Raw genomic sequence first — 21,289 nt, forward strand, 5'->3', positions numbered from 1 at the left:
TTGAAAGTCCCTTCATCAACTAGTTGTGATTTCAGACACAAGATGTTCTTAGAAAATGTTACTCGCTTGTGCCCCAGCAATTGGCACAACCGCTCTGCGGTATTTCATAAGACCGATACAAATATCGCGTAAAAGTCGTTCTTTTTGCTCGCCGTGATCAGGATATCGCATCAAATCACCACCGTTATGCACGAAGACCTTCCCGCCAGTTCCATCTATTGTAGGATACTGCCATAGATAATCGGCTGCGTATTTTGCATGTTCAGTCCCTATGGATGTAAGACCTAAAGCATGTTCAGGCAATGGAGTAAATCCTCTTGCATACGTCCCGAGTATCCCTTGCCAGCCATCAAAGTCTTCTGGCATATTCTTGAAAAATTCAAAGGGATCGTTCTCTACTCTTACCTTGAGATTCGTATAGGGAACAGGCGATACCGTTTGGGATGGTTTTAAAAATGGAAGCACGCATACAGCAACTTCTATATTTAATATGAGTTGTCCGCCATTTTTAACATACTCCATCATTCTATCCGAACATTTTTGCATATATATTTGGTCGCTATAATGACCAGGGATATAGATGATAGCACAGTCCCAAACCTCATCCGGAATAGGACGAATGCCATAGTATTCGATTTGTCCGCCTGTGCCTTCAAAGGTTTTCGCTAAATTTGGAGGCGTATTCTCGGAGTCATACGCAGACGTTTGTAAATAAGCCATTTTAAACGGTTGTATCTGATTTCGATCAATTCCAAGCTCGTGATTAAGCCACGGGTACAATCCTTGAAGCATTTTCGTAGTCGCCGGCATAAATCGTTGACCGTTATGACTATGAGGGTCAAGTGTTGTGATAAAAACTCTACCCCCGCCTTCTAAATCCTTAAAATCAATGACAACAGACTCATGCGTATCTTCTATCGCAAGCAATGCCGTCCCGTTATGATTTCCCTTGTATGCACCATGCCAGTGCCAATGTAAATGCTCAGGCTTCACATATTCAAATAAGGAGTGGTTGTTTCCATGATCGGGAACATATAGCTCTATTTTACGTTCTGGTTTCGTCCACCATAGCCAATCCTTCGTCTTACAATCAACCCACTCTATATTTACAACGTCTAATAACTGATCGGCTTTATCAAGTGCAAAAACAAGGAGAAATCCGCCATTTCTTACATAATCATTAAGCTGCTTTTTATGAAGCAGAATGCGGTCACTATGACTGTGACAAGAAATAATGACTGCACCAAATTCCTCCAAGTTAAAGTTAGACAGGTCCTCCGCATATATGAATTGATCCATGTGATGAGCAAAATCCCAATAGCTGATTAACTGCGCACTTGTTCCCGTTGTCACATAAGCAATACTTTTCATTTTACAACCTCTTCGAATTTGTGTAGATCGATAGGTAATATTGTTGAATAGGATTTCTCTGCTAGTTCATACGATAATATTTCAGAATTAATACCAAAATAATGTCGTAAATTAGTTGTGTTAACGACATGTTCCGTTTTATCGAAAACATATCCATCTTTTCCCAAGAGCAACGTTGACTGTGCGATACGAAAGGCATGTTGAGGGAAATGCGTGTTAATAATAATCGAATATTCCCCTTGCTCATTTAACTCTTCGACAACATTCAATACCTTTAGTTGATTTTTCAAATCAAGATGAGATTCAGGCTCGTCCATGATAAGTATTTTAGGGTTTTTGATCAGGGCTCTTGCAATTAAGACCATTTGCAGCTCTCCGCCGCTCATATTATTGCAATTTCGTTCACTTAGATACTCGATACCCAGCTTTTTTAATTGCTCGTAGGCTCTCTCATAATCCTTTTTTTTAGGTAGCCTTCCCATTTTCACATGAGGAGATAGGCCCATAACCGTCATTTCAAGCCCTGTAAACCCAAATGCCATTTTTTTAGACTGCGGAACATAGGCTACCAACTTCCAAAACTTATTAGCAGCCATTTGTTTAACAGACTCATCATTTATTAAAATATTCCCTGATTTAAATTCTAAAAATCCCAATAAACATTTCAAAAATGTTGTCTTTCCAATCCCGTTTGCACCTAAAATGGCTAATGTTTCGCCCTTTTTCACGTTAAAGGATAAATCTTTAAATACTTGTCTATCTGAGCCAGGGTACTGAAAAAGAAGATTTTCAACTCTAATCATCCCATACTCCTCCTGTTCTTCTAAGCAGATAGATAAAGAATGGGACACCGATAAGTGAGCTTACAATCGATAGTGGAATTTCCGCTCCTGTTAAGGATCTTGCAAGCGTATCTGTTATGAGTAAGAAGATTCCACCAGTAAGCATACAAGCTGGCACTACATGCTTATTATCGGTTCCGACGAGCATCCGAGTAAAATGCGGTACAATTAGCCCAACAAAACTAATAACACCAGCAATAGATACAATCGCTGCAACTATGACTGTTGTAAAAAATATGATAATAATACGAACTCTTCTTACATTTATGCCCAGCGAAGTCGCTTCATCTTCATCTAGAGAAAGAAGATTTAATTGCCATCTGTATTTATAGAGGACAATTAAAGAAATCAAAATACTAGGCATCGTTCTCATAATGGTTTCCTTCGAAGGGCCAGCAAGTGAGCCCAACAACCAAAAAGTGATCGTTGGAAGCTCATTTTTGGGATCGGCAATATACTTTAGTATGGAAACGCCAGATTCGAATAATGCGCTTGTCATAACTCCCGAAAGAACGAGCATGAGTACAGTAAGACGCCCACGTCTTTTTGCGACTACATAGGTTAGGTACATGGCTAAAAATGCAAAGAGTACGCCCAAAGCCTGCGTACCAAGTGTTGTTCCGATTAATATAATGCCCAGAGCTGCACCAAAGCTAGCTCCCGACGATACACCCAATATATGCTCGCTTACGAGCGGGTTCCCGAAAGTAGCCTGTAAAGCAGCTCCAGAAACGGCAATGCCAGCTCCTATAACGACAGCTAACAGTACACGAGGAAGTCTAACTTCATGCACGACTACTGAAATCTTCGGGTCTGAAAAAGAATCTGGATTAAAAATTGAAGAGAGAACATCTAGCGGGGCGATTGTGTATCTTCCGATACAAATCGCCGCCACCATCAAAATAAACAATGAAAGAGAGGATACTACGTAAAAATTCCTAAGATGCTTTTGCCTAGCTGTAACCATCAAAATCTCTCCTATTTCTTCATAAACATTTCGAAGTATTTACTGTTTTTGTTTTCTTCAACATTTAGAACTTTATCAATATCTTCATCGGTTACATCGATGTTGTATAGAAGTTTATAATCTTCGCGGACTTGTTTGCGCATATCAAAGCCTTTGAACTTATCTGGCGTCGCTAAAGCGGCATAGAAATACCAGCTAATTCCTGGATTGTCAAGTTGTGATGCTTTTGGAGCTTTGTAAACTCTTTTTTCTTTAACAGCTGTCAGGTTTTTAAGGACAGGATGATTAAAGAAATATTCAGGCGTGATATCTTTTAGGAAAGGCCCAATAACGATCATTTTAGGATCCCATTGAAGCAAGGTTTCCGCATTGATATCAGCATTTGGTGTATTAAATTTCCCTACTGTATAGGTAAGATTCTCTACTTTATGGACAGCAGTGTGAGGGAGTTCTGTCCCCCATGTTGTAATTTTATTGCCATCCACAGCGCCAATAAATACATGATTTTGTCGCTCTTCTTTGGTTAGGCTTTCGGTTACTTTAAGAACGGCTTGTTTAGATTTCTCGTGGTGTGCGAAAACCTCATCTACGCGAGCCTGCTTTCCTTGAGCTTTACCGTATAAGGTATATCTTTCAATATCATCCGCATATTTACCCCAGTTTACAGCTACAACATCGATGCCGGCAGCTTCAAGCGGTTTAATTCCTTCATCTCCAAAATTCCATTGATAAACGACATCAGGAGCCATCTTTAAAATACTCTCGACATTTGGCTTTTTATATTCACCATCCATAATATTAGACGGCACTTTCAAAATATCTGGATATTTTTTGGCAACGATACTGCCAGCGATATTCTTATCTTGATCATTTTTCACCATGCCTATAAATGGTTCAGCGGATTGTGTTATAGAGAGCATTTCAGTACCCTCGTTTTGAAACATCACGAATTTTTTGGCATATCCCTTCTCGAGAACAACCTCTTTGCCTCTACCGTCTTTGATTGTTACAGGTCCACTGCTACTAGTTGCAGTTGCAGTTGTAGATGCGGTTGCAGTTGCACTTCCCTTATCCTTCTGGCTATCATTCGTGCTTGAGCAACCTACTAAAGTTAATACCCCAATACCTATACAACTCGTCCATATTAATTTTCTCATGCCTTTCGTTCCTCCTTGATGTTTGTACCTCTGACACCTATGGTGTGTGTTGTATTTCTTCGAAGGCTTTCCCATCGTTTAGATTTCCCAACCAAAAGTGCGATTGTAACGATGTACTGGCTAGATGAACCAACAACCAATTTGGGGTTCAGGGGCTGATACTTATAAAATCAATTCTCTTTTTTTTAACTAGGAGCATCGTAGCATCGATTGATAATGATTGTCAATATCAATTGCTTGATAATGATTGTCAATATCATTTGCGGATCCTTCTTCTAAATAAGACTTTGTGGTATCGTATGCAACTCCCCTTTGATAGCCCGCTAAATCCTTAATTCAAAGATTCTTTTGACTGAAGAGTACCAACCTACTTCTTTAGCTACCTCCGACCCAATGACCCAGCGGTTCCCTTTGAGAAAAAGTCCGGTACTACTATGCTTACACATTCCTTTTCGTTTATTAGCACAAAGAGACCCTCAGCAACGGGCTGAGGGTCTTAAGGTTTATATTTTAAAAGGGGGGCGCCTTATTATATAGGGTTTTGTCCAGTTAACGTGATTGAATAACCCACGCGGTCCACTACATGTTGTAATAAAAATAAGCAAGCCTCGTCTTGTTCTGCTGTCTGTTCTTTGAATCTCTGAATAACTTCTTTTAAACGCAAGAACGCTGTCTCAAAATCTTTTTCTGCTTCTTTCACCTTCTTGGGTTCTACAAACGCTTCCAAACCTTTAACTCCTTGAGACTTTAATTTTTCCATTTGAGAGTCCAGCGTGTTAGCAAGTTGCTCATATTTTCCAGGTGTTGCTGAAGAACCTTTTTGCTTCATTTCCGCATACATATTCATGTAATATTTATACAAACCTAATTCTCTATTCCCATTATGCCCCCACATGGTACCACCGCCATTACGAATGGAATCAATCGTAGAAAGTTGCGCAATGGATTCCGCAAGTGACTTATAAATAGTTGTCACTTTGCTAGTCAATTCACTATTATTTGCAAGTCGTTTATCCATTTCCTGTTCAAAGCACTCACCTAAATATCCAAACATCTGGTCCTGTCCAGCCTCGGATTGATCAAACTTTTGATTGGTGTACGCCGTATAGTAAGCATGGATGATCTCATCTTCGGTCAAGTTAGCAGCGAGAACATACTTACACAACTGTTTGTTTACTTCCTCTATTGGTTGAACTGTTGACAAAGGTGATGGCGTAACTTTGGACTGCAAATTCATTTTAAAGTATGTGACAACGTCATCGATCGTACTTGCTTTTCCAGATGTGTACAAACTGTTATCCACATTGTAATCCGAAAGAAATTCCTTGACCTTCTGAATATAAATAGTTGGAACCGTAAAAGGAATACTTCCCTCCGAACCTATGCCTGTTAGGTAATCAGCCAAAACGATAACATCCTTTTTTCCGTCTTGATTGACATCTTTGAAGGAAATAGCTTTTACGGAATAGAAATCCCACCCTTCAATAAGCTTTGGAATTGGGAACGTATATAGTTGATTCCCTTCTAAATCCTTTAAAGTGAGCTGAAGGTCAGTAGTACCATCCCCATTAACACGTTTGGCAGAAATGAATCGAACTTTCCCCCAAGATTCCAAATCCACATGAAAGGACTGTTCCGCGATTTCCTCTACCGTGGAGATCCTGCTTGGCAGAGATTCCTGAGATTGAGGTTTTGTCTGCTGCGTTGCCTCCGCAAGATGTGTTGGAGATGGTGAACTCGTTGCAACGGATAAGGAACTCTGGGAAGATTCCCTACATCCACTTAGTATGAACAATAAAAGACACATAGCTACCAAATGTTTCATCTCAGCTGTCCTCCGATCCTTTTTCAATTACAGTCTACGCGAGCTGAACCAAGTTCCCGCAGCAGCCAACCGAATAATCCATTTGACTCGAAACAGTACCCACCACGCTGCGCATGACGATCTTCTGATACATGTCCTGCGGATCAAGGGATAAAGCTCTACGTTCCAAAATATCCAAATTCTCAGATGGAACCGTGGCAGTTATCGGAGATCGATGTTATTTTCTTTCAAAATCATACCATAGTTTTCCATTAGCGTGGAGTTCGATTATCCATATATAATTGCAAAAGTAACATCCCCTATTTTCGATGGGCACTTTAATAACACAAATTTGTGAACTTACATGACATGTAAGTTTTAGTTGCCCAAATGGCCGGAATAAGGTAAAACTATACTAATAAACTTTTTTATTATATTTGAATCGCGAAGGTGGATGACATGGTGTTAGTTCAAGTAGACAATGATGTAGTTGCAAGGGAATACGTACATGGCATTTACGAAACCGTAGTCAAACGTAATCCGAATGAGTCTGAGTTTCATCAAGCTGTAAAAGAAATTATCGAATCATTGATTCCAGTTCTGTCCAAGCATCCGAAGTATATGAAACACGGTATTCTTGAGCGACTCGTGGAGCCGGAGCGTTTAGTCACTTTCCGAGTACCATGGGTAGATGACCAAGGGAAAACACAAGTGAATCGCGGTTTCCGTGTTCAATTTAACAGTGCAATTGGGCCTTATAAGGGTGGTTTGCGTTTTCATCCTTCCGTTAATGCAAGTATTATCAAATTTCTTGGATTTGAACAAACATTCAAAAACTCCCTTACAGGCCAATCAATCGGCGGCGGTAAAGGCGGCTCCGATTTCGATCCAAAAGGAAAGTCGGATAACGAAATCATGCGTTTTACCCAAAGTTTCATGACAGAGCTTTATAAATATATTGGTCAAGACACGGACGTACCCGCTGGTGACATTGGCGTAGGCGCACGCGAGATTGGCTACATGTTCGGTCAGTATAAGCGAATTAAAGGAGCTTATGAAGCTGGTGTACTTACGGGTAAAGGGATTATCTATGGCGGTAGCTTGGGACGTACCGAGGCGACTGGTTATGGTTGTGTTTACTTTGTGAATGAGATGCTGAAATCCAAGGGGCTTAGCTTCGAGGGAAGTACTGTGGTCGTTTCCGGCTCCGGCAACGTGGCCACATATTCCATTGAAAAAGCTGTGCAGTTAGGCGCTAAGGTCGTAGCTTGCAGCGACTCCAACGGCTATATTTATGATAAAAACGGAATCTGCCTAGAGACGGTTCGCCGTTTGAAGGAAGTGGAACGAACGCGAATCAGCGAGTATGTCAAAGAGCATCCGTCCGCGACCTACCATGAAGGTTGTAATGGCATTTGGTCCATTCCATGTGATATCGCACTTCCGAGCGCAACACAGAACGAGATTAATGAGGCTTCAGCGAGGATCCTTGTAAGCAACGGGGTAAAAGCAGTCGGGGAAGGCGCGAATATGCCATCTACGTTGGAAGCGATCGATGTATTCCTGCAGGCAGGCGTGTTATTTGGGCCGGCTAAGGCAGCCAATGCAGGCGGTGTTGCCGTATCCGCACTGGAAATGTCTCAAAACAGCATGAGATACTCCTGGCAGTTCCATGAGGTAGACGACAAGCTCCATGCTATTATGAAAAATATCTATAGAAGCGCTGTCCAAGCAGCAGAGGAATATGGCCATCCGGGCAATCTCGTCGTAGGCGCCAATATCGCAGGCTTTACCAAAGTGGCCGACGCTATGATTGCACAAGGTGTTATCTAGTACGCCAAAGGCATGCTGCTAGGTAAGAGAACTAGCATGCGCTATTGCGGCTGAATGGATTAACTAAAGGCTGATCTGAAGATGAACCGTCCCCGATTGTTAGATACTAACAATTGGGACCGTAGTTCACTTCTGGGTCAGCCTTTTTCCGTTTCTTTGGACTACATTCGTCTGCGGCGCACGAGTTAGTCGATTTCTTCGACTACGAACTACGAAGTCGATTTCTTCAATTTAATTGACGCCTTTAGGCGCTTTAGTGACTAACCGGTTTTCGATTTCCAAATCGATTTCCATAACAGACATTAGGACATAAACAACATCTTTGTGAACATTGTCATATCCACGGAATCTCTCTAAAATATGTCTGAAAGGAACTCCTACCGATGAGCATAAAAAAAGGCTTGGGTCCAAGCGATTATGTCTTCACAGGATCCTAAGACGGGAATATTTCATAGCCTTGCTCTTCACGAGATACATGCAACAGCTTTCGCGGTCTCTGCATTGGAATTATTTGATACAAGACACACCAACGAAGGCCTTTCATTTAAACATTTATTTTGTCATTATCATCCAAGTTCTTGTTCTCTGGAACACTCTTACCTTCATTTTGCCGACATAATTTTTCCAGATGACCTTCAATTTTCTTTAGTGTGCTCACGATTTCGTTTTGTTTCCAATACCATGTAAAAAGTTCTCGTAATATAAAAAAGAAAGCAAATACCATTGCAAGTAAAACAAATAAATTCATCATAGAAATATTACTCATATAACCTATTCCAACTCCCCACTATAGTACTTTGTCATACCGAAGATGTTTATTTAAATGAGCTGACCTTATTACCATTAATATCATACAATTCTGCTGGATCGTCCTCAGTATTATTATGAACATTTGCTGTGGTCCATTTTAAAACACCATCAGCTTCTATTGACTTTGCTCCGCTGGTTATTAATACGGTTGATCCCGTTTTTAATATATATCCATCCGGGAAATTAAAGACTTGATTTCCTTTAACGCTAACAAGCTTCCAACCTGTCATGTTCACATTTTTGGAATCATCATTCCGAATCGTAACGATCTCAGCACCGTAATCCAACGCTACAATCGTTATTTTTCCGTTAGTACCATAATCACTTTCATTGTCGTAAGCCCATACGCCGAGATTCGTGCTACGAGCGTTTGCTGCCAATGCACCAAATAGATTTACCCATCGTACATTGGGTTGATAGGTCAGCTGCTTCGCATACCCTTCAGCAACGAGTAAGGCATTATACATCATCCCTGAATCCAGATATACGTATCCAAGCAATCTACCATACTGATCACGTTCACCTATATCTGTTTCAATATAGACTGTTTTATTCTCAAGCTGATCTTTTGTAAAGGCCGAAGCAACCTTTCCGTATTCGGAGTTCTTAGTTGCATCAGGATGAACAGATTCAGGAGTATCCACTCCGATCATGAGAACCTTATCTGTTTTTCCTTCGAGATCAACCACCTCGATTGTATCCCCGTCTACAATATGTGTAACTTTTGCTGTGATTTTTTTTGCTGAACTGATTATGATAGTCCTTGAGTGAGTTTCCCAGCCAACCGTGTTCCCGAGGGCCTCAGATACAAAACGAAGTGGTACTAACGTAGATCCACTAACGATTTGACCTGGTACCGATAGTTTTAGTTGCTCCTGATTCCTTTTTGCGGTTAAAGAGCCAAGCTGATAAACAATGGTTATGTCACCCTTTACAGCCGTTACCGTTCGAGTATCACCATTCCATGCAACTCGTGCACCTTGTTCTTCGAAAATTTTTCGAAGTGGAACTAATGTACTCCCGTCAACGATTGTGGGTGGAACCTCAAACTCTAGCTTCCCACCATCCAAATATACAGTTGGTGGTGTCTCTGATGCATACGCTTGTCCTGTAGAAATCGTAGAAAAAAGTAGTAGGACAAACCCAAGATTTTTCAACATAATATCACTCCTGATGTATTCCGTTTCTCGAAGATTTAAAGGTATTTTGTAAAGATTTTCCCATTTCTATATTACCATGTATCAGAAACCATTGTGCACTATGATTCATCACGATCAACAAGAAACAATTATTTTAACAAATGAGTTAATTAAATTAGAAAAAGAAAAAAACGATGTTCTAGTTGAGGCAAGAAATAGAGTAAAAGCCATTATTGACGAATTTAAAATAAAAACTTCTACTAGCCTTTTTTACCCTCCGTGTAGCCATATCCACGTTAAAGGTCCTTTTTCAAATAATAATGCGCATGTCCACCAACATTTTCCAAGGTCCCAAACACTTCAAAGCCTTGGTTTTTGTAAAAATCTAGCGCTTGAAAGCTCAAGGTATCTAACTTGATAAATTCACACGAATTTGCTTTAGCTAATTTCTCAGCTTCTGATAGTAGTTTCTTTCCATATCCTAATTTTCGAAATTCATCTTCCACAAAAAGATACTTTACCTCTAAAAAATTCAAAAATATTTCACCAATAAGCCCACCGTAAGTTTTATTGTCAGCACTTTTTAGAAACAGATTAACCACTTGATGCCTGCCCTTCAAGTCATCAGGGAAATGTCTCAGATTAAATTCAATCAATTTGTTTATTACATAGGACTTGTCGTCATTATTCCTCTCATTAGATATATACATTTCCATAAGATTCACTCCTGTTCAAGATAGTAAGGTGTAATAAATTAGTATAACAAGTCCGCACTTGATATTCCAACTTACGAATGCGATGCGTTCAGACATCAATAAAAAAGCACGATAAAGCCGGCTCTATGCGACGCCGCTGCTTTATCGTGCTTTAACTTATATAAACCAGATATTAAGAAACAATTGCAAAGCCTGCATGCCAGTTGTAGTTGTGCTTCGCGGAAAGGCCGATTAGCAGAACTGTCATTTGCTCGATCGTACGTGCGTTGTTCAGCGAGCCAGCGTCAAGCACTTCGAATGGAAGCTCGGAAATCAGCTTGATTACTTGAGCTTTCGCCACTTCGTTGTCGCTGATAACGAGTACGGCTGATTTTTGTTCATTCTCGAAGCTCGGGTTTGCAAATACGCCAGCGAATGTGTTTTTGAATGCGCCAACAACATGAGAGTTCGGGAGCTTCTGAGCAATAATTTCTGCTGCAGAAGTGTCTGCGCTTGTTGTTAATCCGTCATACGAGGCATTAAGTGGATTTGTAATGTCAACAACAATTTTATCATTTAACTCAGCAGCATTTTGCTCAATAATTTCTTGCGTTGCTTGGAATGGTACTGCCAAGAATATGATCTCTGCACCTTGAATGGCGTCAGCGTTACTCAAGCCTTGAATGTTAGCTTGATTTAATTGCACAGCAATTTCCTGTGCTTGCTCTTGGCTGCGTGAACCAAGTAAAACCTTGTGACCTGCTCGAGCGAAAGAGGATGCGATACCTTTCCCCATATTACCTGTACCTATTACTGCTATTTTAGCCATTTTCATACACTCCTTTAAAATTAAGAATAGTTATTTGGTTGATCAGGACCAACAATTGATGAGAAGCACGATTACGATTGCATTGAATAGTGATCAATCGTAACCTCCGAACATAAGCAGCTTGATATTTTCATCTGTCGTATTAATTAAGCTGTGCATCTCACCATTTTTGAGAAGCACAATGTCACCGGCTTGCATCATCCGAACCTCCAAACAACGCTCGCGATCATCGTGTTTCAACCAGTCGCCAACGACCATGTAAGCACACCCTTCCATTAGGAAGAACGCCTCTTGATTGTCTCGATGTCGATGAATGCCAATGCTGCAGTTCGGTCGTAAAATATGCAAATCCATGTAATCAACGGCCATAAACGACTCACTTCGCGTGCCGCCTACTTTGCGACCATTCGCGTCGAAGTTCCAAGAATCTAACTGACGACCAAGCTCGCGCGTGCCCATATATTGACCGTAATTGGAGAAAAGGTTTCGATATTCCAGCGACCCCACGCCGCCATGCGGATTCGAGCTGGAACCAACCGCTAAGAAATTGTTCCACCCGCGTAAGCGCATGTTAAATTCATAGTGGTAATTCGCACCGAATTGGGAATCCCAGAACTTCCCGGATGCATCGCTCCACGCAACTTCGATGTGCAACTGAATAAGTGGGTGAACCTCGCTTTGCGAAGCGACGTTGAACATGTTTTGACTATCAACGGACTCACGTTTGAAGTCGTTAGGGTGTCCTTGAATGAGGTCGGAGCGAATTTGCAACTGTCCGCTTTGCAGTGCAGCTTTCCCTTTTTCATCTAAGTCGTGCAGCAGATCCTCATAACCGCCTTCGTAACCCCAAAATTCTACATCGTAGCAATCTGTTGCCTGATTGTAGAATACGGTTATTTGCTCCGCCGTTGCTCGGCCCTGCACGTTCAAGTATAGCTTAATACGGTCGCCAAGCTGATGATTCGCAGCCTGCGAAAGCTTGGAATCCGGACCCCCGCGATACGATAGACGCAGGAATGGCCCCGTCCAATTACCAGCTGTCACGAGACCGCGAACGAGGCTCGTATCTGTCGTAATAAAATTTTGAATGTTTTGCTTCTGGAAGTCAGTTTTGTTGTCTTGACCACGGAAATCGAGCTGATCACGAGCGGGATCCTCCTGATTCGGCGCGTAAAGCACAAGCTTTTCGAACGGAAACAAGTATTGAATAGACACTGTGTTATAAAACTCAAGTCCTGCAGCAAAATGGGTACTTTCTACAAGCTGCAGCAGCTTCATAACCGGATTAAGATCATTATAATTCGGCTGATTGATACGAATGACTTCGTCTTGCTGAGTCAAAATCACGGTCATCTTGGTTATCCCTCCATTAATTGCAGTGGTATAAAAAAGCAACGAATTTCAGCGGTTTGTCGCCTGTATTGCGAATACCATGGAATCCACCGCTTTTCGTGTAAATCACGTTCCCAGGACTAATCGGCAGCTCTTTGCATGCTTTACGTCCAATACCGAAAATTTCTCTTTCTACTGTCGGATACTTCGGCCTATTCGTCACGGGATCGATTGCATCAAGTGCAGGATCATCGCCTACGGCCATATAGCCAATGCCTTCACCTTCAACGATATAATACAGCTCTTCTGAACCGATATGATGATGTGTTCCTTCAACCTTGCCTGGAGGAATGTTCACTTCATGGAAGTACGCCACTTTGCCCCCAAACTCACGCTGCAAGATCCAGCGCATCTCGATAATGTTGTCTGGACGTGCATCTTCATTCTTTTGGGCTTCCATCATTGCGTTCACGTAGCGAACTGGCTGAACATCATGAGAATTCATAAACCAACCACGTTGGAAGTTCACTTCATAGTTCCAATCTTTTATCGTGTTTTGCTGCGAGCTAGGTTCGTCCGTGCGAGGTTCTTGATGTGAACGGAAGAAGTTATTATCCCACTGAGGGTCGTCAATTTCATTGCCAAATGGCAAATCAATATGGAATTCACTGAAAGCGAGCTGAAGTTTCTTGAGGTGTTTAATGTCATGAATAGGTAAGGAGAACTGAGGAACACGTGTAATCGGCATCTCTTTACCCATTTGTGAGATGACTTTAAAATCATGTCTTGAACCCTGGGGCGCTTCAAGCGACTCCCAAATTTCTACTTGATACGCGCTGATCCAATCGCAATAATGCATCGTAACATTCGCTTCTTGTGTGTCATTCGAATCACCACAAAGCAACTTAATGAACGTATTGATTTTATGGCCAAGAAACCTGGATTTCAGACGAGTAATTTCAGTCAATCGCGCAGGGTGATATTCAATTCGCAAGAAATTCGTTAAGTAACGGCCATCTAGGTAAACTTCACCTTTTAGTATGTTAGCGTCGCCTTTCGTACGTACTTCTTGCACGTTATAGCGATAACGAGAGGACCGAGTTGCATTCAAGTACTGCGCATGATAGATACGATCCGGGAAAAATACGACTTGAAAAACCGAATTTTCGGGACTAGTAAAAATTTCTTCAAATTTCGGCTCCATTACTACAGCACCTCCTTTAAATGTTCCGCAACACGGAATGCATTTGCTTGAATCGTTAATGTTGGATTCCCTCCGCCAGACGTTGGCATGAACGAGCCGTCTGTGACGTACAAGTTACCAAACTCCCATGCTCGGCAATTCACATCGAGCACAGAGTCGTTACGATCTGCACCAAATCTTGCGCCGCCAAGGATGTGATTCGCGATTCGCGCTAAACCATTCTCTGCGCTGTACACACCACCGCCATGTACCGAACCTTCAGGCATTCCACAGCCCTTTTCAAGGATGCGTGCACATTGATTTGCAACAATGTCCATAAGAGCTTTGTCGTGATCGTGCCAGCGTTTAATAATATAGGCAACAGGTCGATTCCATTTGTCTTTAATCGAAGGATGAAGTTCGATACGATTTGTAACAAGTGGTACCTGGTTTGCCATGAACGCAACCGAAAGTGTCGTACCGAAGTTTTTATTCAGCCACTCGAGCAGCGCCTCGCCTGTTAAGTTCGTGCTTTCAGTAAAACCTTTCCAAATCGTATCGAGATCCTGTGCATACATCGTGCGAGCAAGCGAAATTGGCAGCGCAGCGTCAGACGTATTGTTGTAAATGGCTGCACCCGCCCATAGACGGTTGTTATAAAGAAACTCATCGGTCGCGCAAAACTCAGTCGCCCAGTCACTATCTAGTGAAATCGATTTGTCGAATCGATCCGGTACGATGACATTTGCACCACCAAAGCAATGTGTTAAGAAATATTTACCTAATAAATCATTATGATGAATGCGTCGGTCGAAGTTAGCATCGTGCTGTGCCGAAATTTTGAGAAGACGCACGGATTCAATGGCCGAGCAAGCAACAACGGTAACTTTGCCGCTAACCGATTTGGTTTCACCAGATGGATCTTTGTAGAATACCTTCGAGATATTCCCTTGATTATCACACTCAAGATGTGTCACCGTACAGTTCGGACGAAGCTCAAAGTTCGCCTCATCTTTAATTGGTGAAAGCAGCGACACCCAAGTGTTTGATTTCAGTCCGAGCGGATCGCCGTATCGATTCACATATCCTGTTTTCGCCGATTGCGGATCAGTTGGCACTTTACGACCGCTAGGTAAATGATCTTGAGTAATGACAGCAAGAGGGGTGCGGAATCTCGTCATGCCGAGTGCATCCATTCCCTTCGCTGCATAGCTGGAAATCGGGTTGGGCTCAAGCGGCGTCTGGTAGCAATGATTAACGAATGGTTTTTTCTGATTCTGCGCTGTACCGTTAATACCAACAAGCGTCTCTGCTTTCTCGTACCAAGGCAGCATGTCTTGATACGAAATCGGCCAGTCACGAGCATTGCGGCGAACCTCATCGTTAGGGTCATTCAATAAATCTCTTCGATTTTCATTAAACGATTGTAATCGGAAGTCATTCTCCGAAAATCTGAACGATACCGCACCATACAATTGTGTTCCGCCTCCAACAACCTGAGCCGTGTAGCCTTCAATCGTTGCATAATCACCTGCTGCACGCGTGTGGTTCTCACCCGTCTCACGATATATATGCGGTTCATCGTTCAAATCAGGCTCTACATGGCTTGAATAATACGATTGACCTTTATTGGATACATCATGGGTAATCAATTTCTCAGACCCCGTTGCAAAAAGCTCATCGCGCTTGAAATCACTTATTCCGTCGGGTGCTTGATATTGAGGGAGGAATAAGGGGCCTTTCTCCAACATAAGAACGGACTTGCCTGCTTTCACAAGTGTGTGTGCAATCGGAGCTCCGCCGGCACCGCTGCCGATAATTACGACATCAAATTGATCTTGGAAGTTCGCCAATTGTCCTCTCTCCTATCAACCCACGTATTCGTTGTTATTGCCAAGCGGCTCTTCAATAGCCTGCTGCCAATTGAACACTTGATTGCCAGCATCGTCACGGAACGTCTCGCCTAGGAATGACCAGCCTGCTGCCCCAATGTTGCCGCCGTATTTCGGATGAGCAAATGCGCCAATAATGGTATGACGTCGCACAAGTTGAAGGAAAAACTTTGGATTACCGTATCGTGTGTAATCCCAGCCGTCAACGTTGCCTTGCGCCATCTCATTGTACAAATCCACATACACCTCACGTGACATGGCACTCGGTTCTTGTTCAGGTCTGCGCTTTCGAAGCAGGCCATCGATGATCGATAAGCAAATTCGATAATCTTGCAAACGATGAAATTCTTCCTTAGCAACAAGCTTATCGATGAAATTAGACACACCGACCTGCTCATCGAGCTGGTACACTTCGTTATACTCGCGTTCTTTCGTACCGCGGTCGAGGTAGTTATAGTAGTTTTGAAGGAATTTGCTGCCTTCCTCTGTGCGAAAGGGTAGTATATGCTCAGCAAATCGATCTAAAATTTTTCTTTCCCATCGCTGAAAACTGATTGGAGTCGTACAGAACTGTGTGAAGAAGCGGGACCATGCTTTTGCGTTGTCGAGGGTTATCATCTGAGGGTTAATTGGATCAAGTTTGAACTGTCCGTTTACGTTGAACTTATAGGTGTGTACTTCTCCAATCTGGACAAGCACTGAACATGCATAATAGCGCGTCGATTCACCGTTACATACAATTTGCTGAAGCGGTACTCCGTCAAATAAATCACTACATGTACCAACAACACTTACGTTCAATGCAGGGTATGCTGTTGGTGCCGCATAAACGAATGTTACCGCATTGTGATTGGGGACATTCGAGCTATCGACAATTGGAAAACGCCAGTTTTCAGATATGAATGCTTTCGGATCGTCATTCGTGTATGCCATGTTGTAATTGTGACGCGGTGTTTCATTTTCACGTGCCAAGTACTTCGAACAGTGATTAAGCACATATTGATCAAAATTCGATCTTTCATATCTCCTGGCTGACATAAACTTTCCTCCCATGTCACTTAGATACGCACTTCATATGTTCCTGCTCTGCATGAAGTCAGCAGCAAATTGAGCAGTGACCGCAAATGCTGTTCCAGCATTGCACCAACGATGCCGCCATCAACAATGGTCATTGCCATACTTGTGATTCTAACTTGCTGACCGTTGTAAAAGAAGATGAAATAAGGAATACTTTGATTTCTCCATCTGGATGCAAGCTCTTCTTCTTCATCTACGTCGATTTCGAAAAATTCCACGTCAGGCAAATCATTTTTCCCTTTCAATGAATCGATTACGCGGTCCATTAATCGGCATGGCGGGCACCAAATTGCTCCTAGCTTCACGGCGATGAGTTTGTCTTTAAGATTCGCTGCTTCTGGGAAATGAACAACATGATCAAAATCGTTCTTGCCAAGCTTGATTTGATGGGTATTCGCCAGCTTCTTAGTGACAGGATCACCATCCTGCACTTCTACCACCGAATCGGCATACACGAGAAGCTTGTCTCCCGTGCCGAACTTGTCATCGATCATCCGCATCATAATAAATCTGCAGCAGTACCACCCTTCATGAAGAGATGCATCATAGCGCCTGAAGCTTTCAAGCTCAATCGCCTCGGTGATCGCATAGCAATGCGCTTGGTACTCTGTCAAATCCCACAAATTCACTTCTTCGATGATGCTCTTCTTACGAAAGATCGGCTTTCCACAATGCGTGCAATGGTATGTACGAATGTTCAACCCTCACCTCCAACAAAGTATATTCATTTACACTTCGCACTTATACCAAATCATGCAATAGATTGGAATATATTTGAATTATTAATTTTACATAAAACTATTTACTTAAAAAAATGAACCCGCTCCTACATTTCAATTTTGCTAAGCAGGCTCATCAGTTGATGTTTTTCATTCTCGTTGAAATTTTCATAAACCTTATCGATTAATCGACGCGAGATGTCTTCGTAAATCGGTTCGAGTTCCTTTCCTCTCGTTGTCAAGTTAATATGAAATACACGTGAATCTGTTACATCCTGCTGCTTGCTTACATAACCAAGCTTGATTAGTTTGTTTACGAGTACAGTGACCGTTGATTTGTCGCGGTGTATGAAGCTTGCGATTTGGTTCATTTGCAACGATTCACTTTTGTACAAACGAAACAAAATGTCACCATGGGACGGCGCCAAGCCTTGGACGCCTGCTTTACTGAGCTCCTCATCAATCCACTTGTTAGAGCTTCGTATGATCTTTGCTAAATTAGAAATAATTCTGTCTGGGCTCAAGTTTGTGTTCATGCGCTTATTATAGTTTTACATAAAACTATTGTCAAGAGAAAACCAAGAAAATGAAGATCACCACAACCGTTTTACGGTTATGGAACCCACGTTGGTTTCCACTTAACATTCGCTATTCCATCCAAACGCTTTTACTTGATGTATGCAATCATTCCAATATTTCGATATATCCTTCTGTGCCATGCACGCGAATTCGTTGACCATCTTTAATCAGTTTGGTAGCATTCTCCACCCCGACAACTGCTGGCAAACCATATTCCCGCGCGATAACAGCCCCATGGGTCATTAGGCCGCCAACTTCGGTGACTAGTCCTTTAATGGATACAAACAAGGGTGTCCAGCCAGGGTCGGTAAAGGAGGTGACTAATATGTCTCCATCTTCTAAATTAGCATCTTCCATGTTTAAAATGACACGTGCACGTCCTTCTATCACGCCTGAAGAAACGGGTAAACCTACAAGAACTTCGGCCGGGAGATTTTCTCGGTTGTATGTACCCGAAATGATTTCACCATCAGACGTAATAACACGCGGGGGAAGTAGTTTCTCAAATAATTTGTAATCGTCTTTACGTTTGCTGATGATCTGATAATCAAGTGTATTTGTGCGTACGACTTCGCGAAGCTCTTCAAAAGAGAGATAGAATATATCTTCTTTTTCAAGAATGACACACGCTTGTACGAGCTGTTCGGCTTCTTTCAGTAATGCCTGCTTATAAACGAAATAGCGGTTAATCCAACCGTATTTGGGATATTCTCGATAACCGATGAAATTCCGAATTCGGCGGATCATTCGTTTTGTCTCTTCAGCTTTTTGTTCACCATCCGGCAATTGGATTAATCGAGCTAATAACTCTTGTTCTTTTTCCAAAGCTTCCTGGCGCCCTTGCTCAAATTTTCGATGGCCGGCATTAGGCTCAAAGGCTTTGATGTTACCCAGAATCATGGGAACCAGTGTAATTGGTTTTTCACTCCAACGCGTTCTAGAAATATCGATTTCTCCGGCGCATCGCATTCCGTATTTATGGAGATAAGCATAGATTGCGTCATGAGCCTCCTGTCCACCCTCGAACTTAATCAGTTCATCCAAAAAATTATCATCTTTTACACGCTGTAAATAATCGATGACTTCCGGATAAGGGCGAATCCTATCTGCGACACCCATTAATGCCAGACCCATTTCTGAAGTAATATTGTTCGGTACCGATTGAGAAAGCGTATCTGCTGCGTTTTTTTCACCTAACCACTCGTTCATTTTTTCATTGATCCATAATGAAGCATTTATGGCCGTCATAAACACAGCCGTACTTTGTGGGTCAAATAAGATCTTCTTTAATTGCTGGAGATCTTCCAGAATAAAATCAAATACATGGGATCCTGACTTGCTTTGGATGTTTTGTTTTAACTCTTCTACCGATGCGCGATTACTCTTAATCAAATCAGAAACGATGTTCGGATTGCTTTCAATTTGTGCCAGCATATCTGTATGACTTCTGCCCAGAATCGGTGCTGTTTGATCAATGGGTAACAATTTTATAAAATCTCGCTCTATTATGGTCAGGAGTGCGCTTTTTATGAGCGGATCAGCTCCTATGGTAGTTAATAAAGTTTCCCGGCCGACAGGTGTAGCCAGCCTAGGTGCAACATCAATAAACAACCTCCCACCGGCTTCACGCATAGGTGCAGGCGTAATTAACAGGTATAAAGACAATCCCATTGGTTTTATGGGATCTGTCATCATTTGTTGATGACCAACAGATAGATAGACGTGATTTTCTTGATCATTTGCTTCAGGGATGGGGAATAAGGTCGTGATTGGCCGACTCTGAACAATATAAAATGTATCATGGGCCAAACACCATTCGATATCTTGTGGGGAACCGAAATAAGCTTCAATCTGCCTTCCAATACCTGCAAGTTGTAAAATTTGTTGTTCAGTTAGTGTTTGAGTATTTTGCTGATCAGGATCGAGCTGATGTGTCTCAGTTCCGCCCTCTTTATGTCCATAGATTGCCAATTTCTTGGTTGCTATTCGCTTACTAACGATTTCCCCATCCTGTACTTGATAACAATCGGCAGATACCAAGCCAGAGACCAGTGCTTCTCCAAGTCCATAACTAGCATCGATGGATAGCAACTTTCGGTTGGACGTCATGGGATCCGCGGTAAATAAAATTCCCGAAGCCTGCGGGAAAACCATCCTCTGAACGATCACGGATAAATAAACGTGACGGTGGTCAAACCCATTTTGCATACGGTAGATAACCGCGCGATCCGTAAATAAGGAAGCCCAACATTGGCTGATATGCTGCAAGATGGCATCAACGCCGATGATATTTAAATACGTGTCTTGTTGACCAGCAAAAGAGGCATGTGGTAAATCTTCTGCCGTCGCACTAGAACGCACCGCATAAGCATGTTCATCACCGAACTGGGAGAGATAGTGCGTAACTGCTTCCACTACATCGGGAGGAATTTCCACATCCATAATGACCTCTCGAATCTTCCTGCTGATTTCGCCAATTTGATCTCGATCTTCTGCTTTTAGCATAGTTAGTTGTGCCAACAATGCAGGATAAGATTCGATTTGATCAACGGCTCTTTGATATCCTAATGTTGTGACAGCGAATCCTTCTGGTACATGTATGCCTTCAATTTTTGATAATTCTGCTAAATTTAACCCTTTTCCACCTACGAGCATACGCTGCGTTTTTTCCATTTCCTGAAAACCGAGAACCAAAGAACTCATTCCAAATCTCCCCTAACCATTAAATTAAAAAACATTTGACAAGAGTGCACAGGCGATGTTACAATATTATTGTAAGATGAAATTACTATGTCTAGTTATAATAATGGAGTCGTAATCCGATTATAGCATCGTGTCTGTATATATGCAATGTTAAAGAACCTGATAAAACTATCCAGGTTCTTTTTTTGTTTTCTCGGTTAAATTAGATTCTCTTCATACTGGTTACTGCTTTAGTTCTTCTATAGTATGTCATTTCAATACTGTGATCTAACTCGAGGTCTTTAATAACTTCATCAAAATCATGATTAATTCTAAAATTCTTCACGTTGCCATCATTCATTCTCGCTTTAATTTTAT

At 42.0% G+C, this 21,289-nt stretch carries 17 protein-coding genes and 1 pseudogene; 1 reads left to right on the plus strand and 17 read right to left on the minus strand.

Going from position 1 to position 21,289, the window contains the following annotated elements:
• Positions 1-48 precede the first annotated feature (48 nt).
• From AC58PQ_RS07580 to AC58PQ_RS07605, 6 genes and pseudogenes are all read right to left on the minus strand, one after another.
• The gene (locus AC58PQ_RS07580; protein WP_497241358.1) at positions 49-1,371 is read right to left on the minus strand and encodes a hypothetical protein; all 1,323 of its coding nucleotides are present in this window, start codon (positions 1,369-1,371) and stop codon (positions 49-51) included.
• The gene (locus AC58PQ_RS07585) at positions 1,368-2,174 is read right to left on the minus strand and encodes an ABC transporter ATP-binding protein (RefSeq protein WP_497241359.1); all 807 of its coding nucleotides are present in this window, start codon (positions 2,172-2,174) and stop codon (positions 1,368-1,370) included. Before AC58PQ_RS07585 ends, AC58PQ_RS07580 begins: the two co-directional genes overlap by 4 nt.
• Positions 2,167-3,180 carry a FecCD family ABC transporter permease gene (locus AC58PQ_RS07590; protein ID WP_497241360.1) on the minus strand — a complete coding sequence of 338 codons (1,014 nt, stop codon included), beginning with the start codon at positions 3,178-3,180 and terminating at the stop codon, positions 2,167-2,169. The genes AC58PQ_RS07585 and AC58PQ_RS07590 overlap by 8 nt, the downstream gene beginning before the upstream one ends.
• A gap of 11 nt (positions 3,181-3,191) precedes the next feature.
• Positions 3,192-4,337, minus strand: a complete 1,146-nt coding sequence (locus tag AC58PQ_RS07595) for an ABC transporter substrate-binding protein (RefSeq protein ID WP_497241361.1) — start codon at positions 4,335-4,337, stop codon at positions 3,192-3,194.
• Between the two features lie 529 nt (positions 4,338-4,866).
• Complete coding sequence (locus AC58PQ_RS07600; protein WP_497241362.1) at positions 4,867-5,958, minus strand: FG-GAP repeat domain-containing protein; 1,092 nt, start codon at positions 5,956-5,958, stop codon at positions 4,867-4,869.
• 227 nt (positions 5,959-6,185) lie between these two features.
• A pseudogene (locus tag AC58PQ_RS07605) lies at positions 6,186-6,248 on the minus strand (hypothetical protein); the annotation flags it as partial.
• A 352-nt stretch (positions 6,249-6,600) separates the two neighbouring features.
• Between AC58PQ_RS07605 and gdhA the strand changes: the two are divergent.
• The gene (gdhA, locus tag AC58PQ_RS07610) at positions 6,601-7,974 is read left to right on the plus strand and encodes an NADP-specific glutamate dehydrogenase (RefSeq protein WP_497241363.1); all 1,374 of its coding nucleotides are present in this window, start codon (positions 6,601-6,603) and stop codon (positions 7,972-7,974) included.
• A gap of 544 nt (positions 7,975-8,518) precedes the next feature.
• Here the strand turns inward: gdhA and AC58PQ_RS07615 are convergent.
• From AC58PQ_RS07615 to ppsA, 11 genes are all read right to left on the minus strand, one after another.
• Positions 8,519-8,740, minus strand: a complete 222-nt coding sequence (locus AC58PQ_RS07615; RefSeq protein ID WP_497241364.1) for a hypothetical protein — start codon at positions 8,738-8,740, stop codon at positions 8,519-8,521.
• A 49-nt stretch (positions 8,741-8,789) separates the two neighbouring features.
• The gene (locus AC58PQ_RS07620; protein WP_497241365.1) at positions 8,790-9,944 is read right to left on the minus strand and encodes a stalk domain-containing protein; all 1,155 of its coding nucleotides are present in this window, start codon (positions 9,942-9,944) and stop codon (positions 8,790-8,792) included.
• A 275-nt stretch (positions 9,945-10,219) separates the two neighbouring features.
• Positions 10,220-10,639 carry a GNAT family N-acetyltransferase gene (locus AC58PQ_RS07625; protein WP_497241366.1) on the minus strand — a complete coding sequence of 140 codons (420 nt, stop codon included), beginning with the start codon at positions 10,637-10,639 and terminating at the stop codon, positions 10,220-10,222.
• A 172-nt stretch (positions 10,640-10,811) separates the two neighbouring features.
• Complete coding sequence (locus AC58PQ_RS07630) at positions 10,812-11,447, minus strand: NADPH-dependent F420 reductase (RefSeq protein ID WP_497241367.1); 636 nt, start codon at positions 11,445-11,447, stop codon at positions 10,812-10,814.
• A gap of 93 nt (positions 11,448-11,540) precedes the next feature.
• A complete protein-coding gene (locus tag AC58PQ_RS07635) occupies positions 11,541-12,800 on the minus strand; it encodes a cupin domain-containing protein (RefSeq protein WP_497241368.1) in 1,260 nt (419 codons plus the stop codon).
• 16 nt (positions 12,801-12,816) lie between these two features.
• The gene (locus tag AC58PQ_RS07640; RefSeq protein WP_497241369.1) at positions 12,817-13,983 is read right to left on the minus strand and encodes a cupin domain-containing protein; all 1,167 of its coding nucleotides are present in this window, start codon (positions 13,981-13,983) and stop codon (positions 12,817-12,819) included.
• Positions 13,984-13,985: 2 nt separating this feature from the next.
• A complete protein-coding gene (locus tag AC58PQ_RS07645) occupies positions 13,986-15,815 on the minus strand; it encodes a GMC oxidoreductase (RefSeq protein WP_497241370.1) in 1,830 nt (609 codons plus the stop codon).
• A gap of 15 nt (positions 15,816-15,830) precedes the next feature.
• Positions 15,831-16,892, minus strand: coding sequence for a gluconate 2-dehydrogenase subunit 3 family protein (locus AC58PQ_RS07650; protein WP_497241371.1), 1,062 nt, complete (start codon positions 16,890-16,892; stop codon positions 15,831-15,833).
• Between the two features lie 20 nt (positions 16,893-16,912).
• The gene (locus tag AC58PQ_RS07655; RefSeq protein WP_497241372.1) at positions 16,913-17,632 is read right to left on the minus strand and encodes a thioredoxin family protein; all 720 of its coding nucleotides are present in this window, start codon (positions 17,630-17,632) and stop codon (positions 16,913-16,915) included.
• Between the two features lie 125 nt (positions 17,633-17,757).
• Entirely contained in the window at positions 17,758-18,174 is a 417-nt protein-coding gene (locus AC58PQ_RS07660) for a MarR family winged helix-turn-helix transcriptional regulator (RefSeq protein ID WP_497241373.1), read from the minus strand.
• Between the two features lie 160 nt (positions 18,175-18,334).
• Positions 18,335-20,932 (minus strand): phosphoenolpyruvate synthase, encoded by a 2,598-nt coding sequence (gene ppsA / locus AC58PQ_RS07665; protein ID WP_497241374.1) that lies wholly within the window; start codon positions 20,930-20,932, stop codon positions 18,335-18,337.
• Between the last annotated feature and the right edge of the window lie 357 nt (positions 20,933-21,289).

Source organism: Paenibacillus sp. J22P143, from assembly GCF_059692035.1.